The organism is Paraburkholderia diazotrophica (assembly GCF_900108945.1).
Lineage (GTDB): Bacteria > Pseudomonadota > Gammaproteobacteria > Burkholderiales > Burkholderiaceae > Paraburkholderia > Paraburkholderia diazotrophica.
The window spans coordinates 1-12,651 of sequence record NZ_FNYE01000055.1 but is presented as its reverse complement, the minus strand read 5'-3'; the positions used below and the strand labels follow the sequence as shown (position 1 = coordinate 12,651).

The window sequence follows — 12,651 nt, the reverse complement described above, 5'->3', positions numbered from 1 at the left end:
ACGCCGCGTTCGCGAATCGCAACTGGGCGACGCTGAGGGTCCCAACGCCCTGGATGACGAAGGCCGCGCGCAACTGACGCTGACGCAACACCTCTTCGAGCGCGTCGCGCACATCGTCACCGGGGAAAGGCGCAAAGGATCGACTTGCATGGCCTGGTTTGCGGATACAGGTTTTATTTTATTCAATCCTGCAAGCCCGACCCCGGATTCTTCAGCGTCAAGAGGAAACCGCTGAAGAACAGTCGGGGGATTAGCCACGGCTGAGCGCTGCGACCCGAGTGCTGGCTTGCCGCCATCGAGCTCGAACTCGATGCGTTCCCTTTCGACGCTGCCGAAGACGTCCTACGCATTGACAAAACGGTTCTTGAGCCAGCGCGTAAGCAGCGATATCGGGTAACAATACGCGTAGAAAATGACCAGCGTCGCCAGATACGTGAGCACGGTGAAGCTCGATCGCGCGACCGTGCTGCTGGCAATTTGGCGGTATCGATCAGATCGTGGACACCGACAAGCGACGACAGCGCCGTGCCCATCGTGATGATTGCGTAGACGTTCTCGTCACGTACCGCCGGATCGGTGCGCCCGCGCGTAACTCCATTCGAATCCGCTACCCACCCGCGTTACAGTGCCCGCCGACGTCTCCGCGAAATGCGCGGCAAACACGGTCGCTCCCGTTTCCGCCGCGTAAGTGAGCAACCCATGCCGCGATTCGCGGGCGCGTTCATGATCGGAGCAGAACACCGAGTTCCATTCCGGCCGATGGACCTGCAGTGCGCTGTGCATCACGTCGCCTGAGAAAAGCGCCGTTTCGCCGCGTGAGCGAATTTCGATTGCCATATGTCCAGTGCTGTGCCCGAATGTCGGCAGAAAGCGGATGCCGTCGAGAATCTCTTCGCCCGCGTCCGGCACTGCACGCGCCTGTCCGGCCTTGATGATTGGCAGTACGCTGTCCTCGAACACCATCCGTCGCGCCTCGCTTTCGGGCGTGGCGAAATAGTCGCGCTCGCGCTCGCCGAAGACATACGTCGCATTCGGGAAGACGGGCGCCCAGCGGCCGTCCTGCCAATGCGTGTTCCAGCCGACATGATCGACGTGCAGATGGGTAAGCAGCACAAGGTCGACTTGCTCCGGCTGGAAGCCCGCAGCATGGAGACGTTCGAGCACGGGATTGTCGAGCCTGTCGAACAGCGCGCTGAACGGCCGCGACTTGCCGTTTCCGATGCCTGTATCGACGACGATGGTAAGACCGTCCAGTTCGACGACCCATAGATGCGTCTTCAGCGGCACGCGGCGGTTCGTGAGATCGAGGCTGTCGGTGGTGAAGCGTTCTTCCAGCGCGCGCCCGTCGCCTGGATTCCACGCGGGGAACAGTTGGTCGGGCGCAAGCGCGAAGCTGGTTTCGTCGACGCGGGTAACGGTGGCCGCGCCGACACGATGGACCTGTGAAGCGTGTTCTATAAGCATCGTATTCTCCGAAAGTCATTGAGCCTTCGCAACCGATACTCGCTGCGTTGCCATTGCATAGAGTATCGCGCTGACGAGCGCAGAAATGCCGCCGACCAATGCAAGCGCCGTTCCTAGGCTTGTGCCCGTTTGTCCCAGCCGCTCGTTCAGATAGCCGACGGATAACGGGCCGACGCCACCACTGATCGCGTTCGTCATGAAGACCAGCAACGCGAGCGAACGGCCGCGCATCCGGTTCGGCACAGCGATCTGCAAGGGCACGGGCGCAAGGCCCATCGCGATGCTCGCGGTGAATGCACAGATTCCATAGAGCGCGATCGCCGCGCCGCTGTCGCCCACCAGCGGCATGGCGATCGCGGCCGGCACCAGCAGCACGACGGCGCATGCGGAGAAGCCGAGCACGCGGCGCAATGTCGTGTCGTCGGTGACGCGGGTCGCGAGCATACCTGCGCAAACGACGCCGAGCATGCCGCCGATCATGTAGGCGGGCGCCGCCATCTGTCCGACCACATTGGGTGCAAGATGGAAATGACGCATCAGCAGCGTGGGAAACCACGCGGCGTGCGAGTAGAACAGCGTAATCAGCGCGACATACGCAGCGAAGTAAGGGAGACAGAAGCGGTTGCGCACGAACAGTTCAGCGAGCACGTCCTTCAGCGACGGCATTTCGTCTTGCGCATGCGCGGCGTGTGCCTGGATTTCGAGCCGTGCCGGCTCGCGAATCGTGAACGCAACGAGCGCGGCCAGCAGCAGACCCGGCAGCCCCACCACGACGAACACGGCTTGCCACGGGGCGATGCCGTGCGCGGCGAGCCAGACGTTGCCGCCGCCCGCTGCCGCCGATAGCAGCATGCCGCCGCCGAACAACGCCACACCGCCGCCGACGTAAGGACCAAGCATGAACACACTGCTCGCGCGCGCCACGCGGCGCGGCGCGAAGATGTCGCTGAAGATCGACAGCGCAGCGGGACTCAGCGCGGCCTCGGCGACGGCCGTGCCGGCGCGAGCGAGCAGCAGCTCCGTAAAGTTCGATGCGAATCCGCATGCCGTGGTCGAGATCGCCCAGATTGCAATGCACGCGGCGATCAGCTTTACGCGATTAGCGCGGTCGACAAGGCGCGCAACGAACACGCCTGCCGTCGCGTAGCACATCGTGAACGAAAAGCCTTGCAGCAAGCCGATTTGCGTATCCGTTAGCGCGAGCGACTGCTTGATCGGCTGCACGAGAATGCTGACGACCTGCCGGTCCAGATACGAAAACGCAAAGCAGACGAAGAACAGCAGCACGATGTAGACAGGGTGGCGCACGCCGTCGTGCGTTGTGCTCCGCGCGATCTCATCGGCGGGCTGGGGCGAAATAGGATGTGCGCTCATCAGTGGTCTCCGTATGGTCAGTCGTGGCATGGGCTGCTGACTGCAAGGACGCTAGGAATTCAATCGACGTTGGCTTCCGACGCCAGCAGCGCGATGCAGTCACCGGGTTCGACGCGCGCAAAAGTCCGCATGCACATGACCCTGCCGTCGCCGCGAAACGCAATGTCGAGCGGCGCTTGCCACGGACGGTGCGGATCGAAGAGACGCCCTGCCAGTTGACCTTCACGAACCTGTGCGCCGAGCGCGAACGCGGGTTCGAACACGCCCGCGAGTGGCGAGTACACGTAATGGCGTGCGCCTTCGACGCGAAGGAAACGTGTCTTGCTCGCGGGCGACGGTGTTTCGTCGGGTGTGATGCCGAGCCGGTGCAGCACGCGCTGCAAGCCGCATTCGACGATCGCGAGATTGGCCGCATCGCAGCCCGCGTGACCGCCAAATTCGCCGCACAGGAAAAGCTTGCCGTGGCGTTCGGCCGCGGCGGCGAACGTGCGGTCTTCGCCGAGCAAATCCATGACCATCGTGTTCGGCGCGCCGAATGTGCGCACGAGATCCATGTACAGCGCGCGCCGTTCGGGTTGCGCGGGCGGCGAGGCGAGCAGCGTCGGCGCGTGCTCGAACGAAGCGCCGCCTGCGTGGAGATCGATCACGATGTCCGCGCGCGGCAGCAGTTCGGTTTCGATGTAATGCGCGATCATCTCCGTCGGTTGTCCGTTGCGCGCACCAGGGAACAGGCGGTTCAGATTGCCGCGGTCGATCGGCGACGTGCGGGTGCCGTTGACGAACGCCGGGAAGTTCAGGCCGGGAATCACGATCAGGCGGCCGCGTATCGCCATCGAAGGCAGGCGCTGCAGCAGCTTCATCAGCGCGACAGGACCTTCGTATTCATCGCCGTGATTGCCGCCCGTCAACAGGACGGTCGGCCCCGTGCCCGCGCCTGCATTGAGCACGGCGAGCGGAATCGGAATATGGCCGTACGCCGAACGGTCGTGCGACCACGGCAGCCGCAGCGTTCCCGTCTGAAAGCCGGTGCGTTCGAAGTCGATATCGGTGGCGATGAGCGAAGCGGAATTGGACATGGCGCGAACCGTAAAGAGGAAGTTGTCTTTACTATCGCTGACGATAAAAGCCGCGGCCAATGCCGTTTTCTGCGGCGGGCGATGCCTTGGAGGCATCGCGTCCGGGAAGAGTCCGCTGCCGCTATTTCAGTTGATCGACGAAGCGCTTTAACGAGGCGTTCGTCTGGGCGGAAGAGAAACAGAACTCGAGCGGCAACGGCACCGACAGATCGCGCAGTTCGACGAAACGCACGCGTGCCGGCGGGCGATCGCGGTTGGCGGCATTGACGATCGCGGCGCCCATGCCCGCGGAGACCAGCGAAAGGATCGCTGTTTCAGTCGAAGCTTCCTGGCGGATATCGAGCGTCAGCCCGCGGTCCGCGCATGCCGAGAGCAAACGGTCGTAGTAAGCAGGATAGACGCGGCGCGGGAAAGCGATGAACGGCTTGCCTGTCAGCTCGTTCGCGGCGATGGACCCCGCGCGGCCGAGCGGCCACGTTTCCGGCACGGCAAGCACGACGTTCTGTTCGAGCACGCGAGTGCTCGTGATGCCTTCTGGCAGCGTGCCGACGCGGTAGCAGAAGCCGCCGTCGAGCCGGCCCGCAGCAATCGCGTCGAGCTGCTCGGGCGTGTTCATCGGCGTGAGTTCAAGTGCGACGTGCGGTGTCGCCTGTTCGAACGCGTTCAACGCATGCGAGACGATGCCGCTCCACGCCGCGTTTTCGACGAAACCGAGGCGCAGATGGCCCTGCACGCCGTCCGCGATGCGGCGCGCGAGGCGGTTCGCGGCATCGACGCGCGCGAGGATGTCACGTGCTTCCGCGAGATACGCATCGCCGGCGGCTGTCAGCTTGAGGCCGCGCGAGGTGCGGTCGAACAGCGCCGCGCCGATGGCGTCTTCGAGGTCCTGGATCTGGCGTGAAATCGCCGGTTGAGTCACATGCAATTGTTCAGATGCCGCCCGCACGCTGCGCAATTCGGCGACAGCGATGAAATAGCGAAGATGCCGAAGCTCCATGATCGTTCCGGACAGGTCAGATAGTTGGCAATGATAGAGCAGGGGCCGCTTGCGACCGGTTTTGTGCGGGCCTCCTCGCCAGGTTGGCTTTTGACACGAAGGTATCGAGCCCGTGAGGGGAAGGAAACACGTGACGCGTGGTGGAGAACATCTCGTCGTCAGGGGACACTGATCGGCTGCGGCTGCCGGGTCGCGCGTTGGCGCTGGCGGCACGGCGGGATTATGTTTGTGTTTGGCGAGGATCGGCCACAACCTGCCGTTCAGCGAGTGCCGCAACCCGCCATTAGAACGGCTGCATTACTCCTGAACACGACGGCCCAGCTTGCGCAGAATTCGGCCGTACCGCACCCCTCAGGCGGCTACGCAGTCACTTTGCCCACATTCCCCACTTCGGCGGCGGCGAAGGTCAGCTTTCACTGCAAGCGAATGCATAGTTGCGACCCGGCGGCCATTCAAATGATCATTTGAGTCAGCGTTGGACACTAAAAGCCCTCTCGCTGATCAAGTCTCCGGCTGGGGGCGTGCTTTTTGGACCACAGAGCGGGCGCCGATTTGTCGGGCTTCATTCGGTAGGGCCCTCGCTCGTCTTGCTATGAGTGTCGGCAATCGCAAATTCCTCACGGCCTTTGCGTGGGAGCACTATGCTTTTTTTCAAGTGATGTGCGAGGCCAAGCTCGCGAATGGCTACCGGATAGGGTGCGCTGTGCCGATTTGATTCCATGCGCCAGATTTTGTCCTTATCGACAGTTCGGCGCGCGGCTTCTTGATACGTCGGCGCATCGTCGCGCGTGGGTGCGCGATGAATTAACTGTTCAAGGAGGCAGCGTCATGAACGAGTTCGCGATTCAGGGATTTCGCGGCAGGCTGATCGGTCCGTCAGACGAGGACTATGATGAGGCGCGAGCGCTGTACAACGGCATGATCGATAAGCGGCCCAAGGTGATCGCGCGCTGCACCGATGCTGCCGACGTGATAGCGGCGGTCAACTATGCGCGCGAAAACGAACTGCTTCTCGCAATCCGCGGAGGCGGGCACAGCGGGCCTGGTCTGGGGAGTTGCGAGGGCGGGCTCGTCATCGACCTGTCCCAGTTGCGTAGCGTGCGTGTCGACCCTGCGAGCCGCACCGTGCGTGTCGATCCGGGCTGCACTGCAGCGGATGTCGATCACGCAACACACGCATTCGGCCTCGCGGTACCACTGGGCATCGTCGGTAGCACAGGCGTCGCAGGTCTGACTTTGGGCGGAGGTACCGGCTACCTCACGCGCAAGCATGGCCTCACCATCGATAATTTGCTGGAGGTGGATGTAGTGCTGGCCGACGGCTCTTTCGTCACCGCTAACAAGGATCAGCACGCTGACCTCTTCTGGGCAGTGCGCGGTGGCGGCGGTAACTTCGGCGTGGTCACAAGCTTTCTGTTCCAGGCCCACCCGGCCAAAATGGTGTTCGCCGGTCCGATCTTCTGGGACGCCCGGGAAGCCAGGCAAGTTATGGCGATGTACCGCGACTTCATCCCAGACGCTCCCGAAGAACTCGGCCTCTTTGTCGGCCTCAAAACCGTGCCTCCGACCGATCCATTCCCCAGGGAGCACTGGAACAAGCGCGCCTGCGCTCTGATCGGTGCTTTCAACGGGCCGATCGAAGAGGGCAATAAGGTCATGGCCTCGCTGCTCGAAAAACTGCCTGCTCCGCTGTTCAACTGGATGAGTGAGATGCCGTGGACTGCCATCAACAGTCTCTTCGATCCCTTCTTTCCTAAAGGCTTGCAGTGGTATTGGAAGGGCGACTTCGTCAAGGCGTTGCCTGACGAGGCGATCGATGTGCACATCGCCAACGCGCTCGAGGCACCCACTCCTTTCTGCCTGATGCACCTTTATCCGATAGACGGCGCCGTTCGGCGGGTCGCCAAGGATGCCACGCCATGGAGCGCGCGGGACGCGTCTTTTTCGATGGTCATTGCGGCGATCAGTCCGGAGCCCAAGGACGCCGAGGCACTGAAGACGTGGGGCCGTGCCTACTGGGAGGCCGTCCACCCGTTCAATCTGGAAGGCGCTTACGTCAACTTCATGGACGCCGACGAGGCCGGGAACCGGGTCGAACTGAGCTACGGCGGGAACTACACGCGCCTTGCCTCGATCAAGGCGAAGTACGATCCGAGGAACCTCTTTCGGGTCAACCAGAACATTAGCCCGAAAGCGTGAACCTACGCGCGCGGCCTCGCGCGCCCGCGCCGCGTAGTGATGTTCAGTGGAAACATGCGGCCGACATTGCCATCGTCGTCGCTGGGTGACTTGCGCGTGTCGCGCGCGTTTGAAGGGCATCTACGTCGCGCCGAATCCGATCGGCGCGACGAACGGGTCAAATCAGCGTTTGGATTTTTGCACGGGGATCTTACAAAAGTCCACGTGACGGTGGCGAGCGAAAAATGAAATGTTTTGCCCCCTGCAGATTGGAAGATTGTTGTCCGCCAGTGGAATCCGTCTGAACGCGCGACTCGGTCATGGCGTTGTCGCGTTGCCGCCGAGCATCGATCGACGGCACGCGGAAGTACCGCAATGACATGCGTACTGTGCCCGGATGTCCTCGGTGATCTCGCCGTCGATGACGAGGCCGTAATCGATAAACAACTCGCCTCTCGTGATGGCAGTGAGTGCGTGAATGAAGACGCGGCCGCCTGTTTCGATTGCCTCGCAGTTGGGCGTACATGCATGGTTCAGAAAACGGGCACTGTTCCCTCCGCGGCTGCCATCGATCACACGTCCGTCGGAAAGGCCGAACGCGAGTGTGTGCCCGATCTCCGATCGCTATCGGGCGGCAGCTCGTCGCCAGCTGGTCACTTCGTCCTTGTATTCGATGAGCCGCTCGCCGGCGGCAATAGGCTGCAGCGTAAAGAGTCCCTTGCCATGCACCAATGAGCGGCATGCTGTGATGCGTCCCAGTCGCATTGCGTCAGTTGCTTCCGTACGTCTCTGTCTTCGGCGATGCCGTTCAGGCGCGAAGGATATCGCTGCGATTGCCCTTATTCAACGACTCCAACCAGCACGTGCAATCAACCGTCAGTGGCGCATCGCGGCCCGCCCTGGCTTCACCAAAACCGGCCCATAAAAGGAAGCGGCATTTTGCGGGGAAAACGCTGTCCTGTCTTCTTCAAGACCTCATGGGTTGCCTTGCGCCGTACACGTGCGGTAGGGTAGGCGACCGGTCCGCAATGCGCGGGCGTGTTTTTCAAAGGAGCTCAAAGATGAACAAACACGAACTCATCGAAGCGGTCGCCACCACCACGGGTGAAAGCAAGGCCAGCACGGCCGAAGCCCTTGATGCCATCCTCGAAACCGTGACGGCGGCCGTGACGCGCGGCGAGACCGTCCAGCTGCTCGGTTTCGGTTCGTTTTCGACGGGCGCCCGCGCCGAACGTAGCGGGCGCAATCCGTCGACGGGCGAGACTATCACGATTCCCGCCGCGAAAACCGTGAAGTTCTCGGCTGGCAAGACTTTCAAGGACGCCGTGAATGCGGCGTGAACAGGCAGCGTCCAGCGCGCACAAGCGCCATCGGACCTTCACGGCCATGTGATCCCGTCTTGCGAGACTGGTTGAGATCGCAACCTGATCGAAGAGTCGGCCGCCTGTTGTTTTTGATGCGCCCGATTGCGTGCAAGGTCGCGCGCGGCGCGCGGAAGAAGCAAGGCGCTCGCGTTTGTGCCTGTTGTGTGTCATCTGGCAAAGCAAAGGCAGAAAGCGGCTCGCCTGCGATCGCCTGGACACTTTGCCGGGCAACGCGATGGTTACGGCACTCGCGCGCTGTGGATCGCGACAGCCTCAGCTGGCATTGCAACACGCAGCGCGTCGAGCAGTTGCCCCATGCCCGCGAACACCCGGTATGCGCTCGCCGCCTGCGCATACTGACCGCCGATATAGTCGGTGCGCGCGTTGTAGTACTCGTTCTCCGCGTTGAGCAGGTCGAGCAGCGAGCGTTGTCCGATGCCGAACTGCAACGAATACGCCTCGCGGGTCGCCGCGCTGGAATCGACGTATTGCTTCAGCACGACAACCCGGTCGCGTGCCGTGAGGTAAGCGTTGAAGGCGAGCGACTCGCTTTCCTCGATCTGGCGGCGCGTGCGATTGCGTGTCTCCTCGGCTTCGCGGACCTGAGCATGCGTCTCGCCGATTCGAGCCTTATCGGCGCCGCCCTGAAAGATGTTATAGCGAAGCCGCAGCATGACGCGCCGGTCGTTGGTCGGGCCAAGAATGCCCTCACGGTCATTCAATGTGCTGAGTTCGAGATCGAGGCGCGGCCATAGTGCGGACTTTGCGACATCGTATTGGGCGCGCGCCTGCTCGACGTCCGCCTCGGCGCCTGCGAGCGCGGGGTGATAGGCCAGTGCCGCGTCGACGGCCAGTTGCGCGCTCGGCGGAATGTCTCTCTCCGGTGCGACTGGCTTGACGAGTGCCCCAGGCGGCCCGCCGACCAGACGAGCATAAGCGATCTCTGCATCTTTCAGGCTGCTCTGTTCGGAACGCAAATTGTCCTGGGCGAGAGCCAGTCTGGTCTCTGCCTGATAAAGATCGGCGCGGCGTCCTACGCCACGCTCGCTGCGCAGCCTGATCTGCTCATAGATGCGGCGATGCGCTTCGATATTGTCCTCGGCGGCGGCCGTCGTTTCCTGGCGGCGCAAGACTTCGAGATACGCGCCCACGACGCGCAGCGCCACGTCTTCCGAAGTGGTGGCCACAGCATTGGCCGAAGAATCGATGCGGGCTTTCTGACGCGCGACCTCGCTCTTGACGCCGAAACCGTCGAACAGCATTTGCGACAGCGTCACGCTGGTCGTGCGATGGGTGAACGTTGTTTGACTCACGCCGAGCAGGCGCGTCTCCGCGTCGTCCCGCCGTTCGCGTCCAATGGCGGCGTCGAGGTCGAGGCGAGGCCAGTATCCGGCCTGCGCACCTTTCAGCCCTTGATCTGCCGCTTCCCGGTTATGCGTCGTGGCCAGCACCTCGGGGTTGGTTCTGACAGCTTGCTCGACTGCTTCCTGAAGGGTTTGCGCACCTGCATGCGAATGCGATAGCGCGAACCCTGACACCAGCACGAGCAGGGCAGGCAAGAGCTTGTTGTTGTTCATTGTGCGTTTCCTGTAACGCATGGGCGGCTTGCATTCCGGGGTGCATAAGCACGAACCCACATTTCCCCGACCCGGAACCGCATGGCGACTCATGTTACTGGACACACGTTGCGGCTTCAAGAAGCGCAACTTCCGTTGACGGGATACCCGATACGGAACATCGACTTCTTCAGATTTCGAGAGCAAGACGTTGAGAATCGAAGCATCCGCTAGCGATGCCCGAGCCGGTCGGCGGCCGGCTCGGGCTCGCTTGACGTGTGCTGCGTTTAATACTCCTGGATATGCGGAGGTGCGACGTAGGTGACGATCGTCCCGCTGCCCTGGTCATGCGCCAGATGGAATCCGGTGCCAGACAGGTTGCCTTGCATCGAGATGTTCGCCGTATGCACGCCATCGCTGACGGTCAGCGTGCCGCCTGTTCCCGCGGCATTGGCCGCGAAGCTGAGCGTGGTGTTGTCGGTGTTCAGCACGTCTGCCAGATCGAGGGTGTCGCCAGCTGCGAATCCCGACACGGTGCCGGTAAAGCTGGCGGCCTGGTCGAGCTTGAGCGTGCCTGCCGCACCGTCGGCGAAGGTCGTGTTGGCCGCCGATGCAGCGCCGAACTCGAGCATCGCTGCGCCGCTGATCATCGCACTGCCGCTACCCGTGACATCACCGTGAACCATCAGGTTGCCACCGTTGGCCCACAGGTTGCCCGAGTTGGCCACGGCGCCGTTGATTTCGAGGCCTCCTGCGCCTGTTGCTTCGAGCGTGCCAGTGTTGACGACGGCGTTGCTTCCTGTGTCGATCAGCAGCGAATGGGTGCCGTTCGCGACGATCGTCCCGCCATTGACGAGGCTGAGTTGGCCCGCACCGATCTGACCCGCGCCGGAGATCGTATTGTCGGCGTTGATGAGCGTTGCATCCGCAGTGCCGCCGAAGATCACGTTATGGCTATCGTCGGAGAGCGTCACGTTTCCGCCGCCTTTCAGCGTTGCGTCCCTGACGAGGATTTCGAGGTCTGTCTCGTGGCCCGTCGAAGCCAGCGCGATTGCCCCCGTGTTGTCGATCGTGCCACCCAGCGGAAGCATCGCGCCATCGTTCAGTGTCATGATGCCCGCATTCGACATGACGGGCGTCTGATCAAATACGAAGTTGCCCGCGGTGAGATCGGCCGAGTGGACGCCAAGCACGGTGATGGTTTCGTTCGCGCCGAGTGTGATCAGTGCGTTGCCGTGGGCATCGTCGGTCAGATGGGCTTGCAGATCGGTGAAGCTCGTGATGCCCGTGAAGCCGACGAGATCGATCTTGTCGGCCGCGACGTTCATGTCGTGCACCGTATCGTTGCCGATTGGCTGCGCGAAGACGAACAGATCGCTGCCGGCTGAACCCGTCAGGTGATCGTCGCCGGACCACGCGAAGATCGGTGCATTGGCGGCATACGCTTCGACGTTATCGGCGACTGTGAGCGTCGCGTGGCTGCCGTCGGCGTTGGTCCAGTTCTCGGTGACCGTGAGAACGGTCGCGCCCGTGAACGAAGCCGGCGGCGTGACACTGAGCGCGCTCAGATCGTTTGCGGGGACGGCCCACGTGCCGTTGCCGAGGTCGGTTCCGGCATTCAGGTGCCAATCGGACGGAACGCCCGCGATCGTTACCGAGAGATCGGCCGCGTGGCTCGATGGGTCTGCCAGCGCGAGATTGATGCCGGAACCGGCCGCACCCGCGGGGGCCTTGTTCGTGGAGGATAGCGTGTTGCCTGCGAGGTCCCACTCGGTCACGGTCAGCGAGTGGTTATTGAGCCCTTGCTGTGAGACGGTCCATGTTCCCGCGGATTGTTGCGTTGCGCTGTAGTCAGTCGACGTCGTGTTGTCGTGAACCCCGACTTTCCAGACGTTGGACGTGTCAGCGTTGGCGGTCAGCGTGTTTCCCTTGTACTGCCACGACAGGAGCGACGGCGGCGTCGTGTCAAGGGTAAAGCTGAAACTCGTGGCGTTCGAGACATTGCCGGCGATATCGGTCTGGCGGACCTGGAGGTTGTTGACGCCTTCGGTGGCGCTGAAGGTGGAACTCCACGTATGGCCGCCATCAACCGAATACTGGACGGTGGCGCCGCTCTCGATGCCGGTGACGTTCAGCGTGCCGGTATTGGTGATGTGGTCGGTGGCGCTGCTGCCCGAGTCGGTGGTGAGCGCAACGCCCGGCGCGGCCGCCGACGTGTCGAGCGTGAAGCTGAAGCTCGTCGCGCCGGAGACATTGCCGGCGATATCGGTCTGACGGACCTGGACATTGTTGAGACCTTCGCTCGCGCTGAAGCTGCCGCTCCACGTGTGGCCGCCATCAACCGAATACTGGACGGTGGCGCCGCTCTCGATGCCGGTGACGTTCAGCGTGCCGGTATTGGTGATGTGGTCGGTGGCGCTGCTACCCGAGTCGGTCGTGAGTGCAACAACTGGCGCGGCCGCCGACGTGTCGAGCGTGAAGCTGAAGCTGGTCGCGTTCGAGACATTGCCGGCGACGTCGGTCTGGCGGACCTGGACATCGTTGACGCCCTCGCTCGCGCTGAAACTTGCGCTCCACGTGTGGCCGCCATCGGTGGAATATTCAACCGTGGCGCCGCTCTCGAGCCCGGTGACGTTCAGCGT

Annotated in this window: 8 protein-coding genes and 3 pseudogenes; 2 read left to right on the top strand and 9 right to left on the bottom strand. The window is 62.5% G+C overall.

Features of this window, described 5'->3' with window-relative positions; all coding sequences use genetic code 11:
• Positions 1-4: 4 nt before the first annotated feature.
• The 6 genes and pseudogenes from BMW76_RS36730 to BMW76_RS36705 form a co-directional block, all read right to left on the bottom strand.
• A pseudogene (locus tag BMW76_RS36730) lies at positions 5-150 on the bottom strand (PPC domain-containing DNA-binding protein); the annotation flags it as partial.
• A gap of 192 nt (positions 151-342) precedes the next feature.
• Positions 343-554: pseudogene (locus BMW76_RS42315) on the bottom strand (amino acid ABC transporter permease); the annotation flags it as partial.
• A gap of 4 nt (positions 555-558) precedes the next feature.
• On the bottom strand, positions 559-1,464 hold the full coding sequence (locus tag BMW76_RS36720; RefSeq protein WP_090873680.1) for an MBL fold metallo-hydrolase: 906 nt from the start codon (positions 1,462-1,464) through the stop codon (positions 559-561).
• Positions 1,465-1,479: 15 nt separating this feature from the next.
• Positions 1,480-2,838 (bottom strand): MFS transporter, encoded by a 1,359-nt coding sequence (locus BMW76_RS36715; RefSeq protein ID WP_090873679.1) that lies wholly within the window; start codon positions 2,836-2,838, stop codon positions 1,480-1,482.
• Between the two features lie 59 nt (positions 2,839-2,897).
• Positions 2,898-3,914, bottom strand: coding sequence for a succinylglutamate desuccinylase/aspartoacylase family protein (locus BMW76_RS36710; RefSeq protein ID WP_090873678.1), 1,017 nt, complete (start codon positions 3,912-3,914; stop codon positions 2,898-2,900).
• Positions 3,915-4,035: 121 nt separating this feature from the next.
• Positions 4,036-4,911 (bottom strand): LysR family transcriptional regulator, encoded by an 876-nt coding sequence (locus BMW76_RS36705; protein WP_090873677.1) that lies wholly within the window; start codon positions 4,909-4,911, stop codon positions 4,036-4,038.
• An 828-nt stretch (positions 4,912-5,739) separates the two neighbouring features.
• Between BMW76_RS36705 and BMW76_RS36700 the strand changes: the two genes are divergently transcribed.
• Positions 5,740-7,110 (top strand): FAD-binding oxidoreductase, encoded by a 1,371-nt coding sequence (locus BMW76_RS36700; protein ID WP_090873676.1) that lies wholly within the window; start codon positions 5,740-5,742, stop codon positions 7,108-7,110.
• Positions 7,111-7,407: 297 nt separating this feature from the next.
• Here the strand turns inward: BMW76_RS36700 and BMW76_RS36695 are convergent.
• Positions 7,408-7,854: pseudogene (locus BMW76_RS36695) on the bottom strand (SET domain-containing protein).
• Between the two features lie 263 nt (positions 7,855-8,117).
• Here BMW76_RS36695 and BMW76_RS36690 point away from each other — a divergent pair.
• A complete protein-coding gene (locus BMW76_RS36690; protein WP_281248592.1) occupies positions 8,118-8,429 on the top strand; it encodes an HU family DNA-binding protein in 312 nt (103 codons plus the stop codon).
• 263 nt (positions 8,430-8,692) lie between these two features.
• Here BMW76_RS36690 and BMW76_RS36685 read toward each other — a convergent pair whose 3' ends face one another.
• Entirely contained in the window at positions 8,693-10,030 is a 1,338-nt protein-coding gene (locus BMW76_RS36685) for a TolC family outer membrane protein (protein ID WP_090873674.1), read from the bottom strand.
• A 266-nt stretch (positions 10,031-10,296) separates the two neighbouring features.
• The coding region (locus BMW76_RS36680) for an Ig-like domain-containing protein (protein ID WP_245763541.1) at positions 10,297-12,651 on the bottom strand (2,355 nt) is incomplete at its 5' end.

Excerpts from the sequence above, each read along its gene's own strand:
- BMW76_RS36690 (WP_281248592.1), top strand. The coding sequence starts at position 8,118 with ATGCGCGGGCGTGTTTTTCAAAGGAGCTCAAAGATGAACAAACACGAA.
- BMW76_RS36720 (WP_090873680.1), bottom strand. The coding sequence starts at position 1,464 with ATGCTTATAGAACACGCTTCACAGGTCCATCGTGTCGGCGCGGCCACC.
- BMW76_RS36705 (WP_090873677.1), bottom strand. The coding sequence starts at position 4,911 with ATGGAGCTTCGGCATCTTCGCTATTTCATCGCTGTCGCCGAATTGCGC.
- BMW76_RS36715 (WP_090873679.1), bottom strand. The coding sequence starts at position 2,838 with ATGAGCGCACATCCTATTTCGCCCCAGCCCGCCGATGAGATCGCGCGG.
- BMW76_RS36685 (WP_090873674.1), bottom strand. The coding sequence starts at position 10,030 with ATGAACAACAACAAGCTCTTGCCTGCCCTGCTCGTGCTGGTGTCAGGG.
- BMW76_RS36700 (WP_090873676.1), top strand. The coding sequence starts at position 5,740 with ATGAACGAGTTCGCGATTCAGGGATTTCGCGGCAGGCTGATCGGTCCG.
- BMW76_RS36710 (WP_090873678.1), bottom strand. The coding sequence starts at position 3,914 with ATGTCCAATTCCGCTTCGCTCATCGCCACCGATATCGACTTCGAACGC.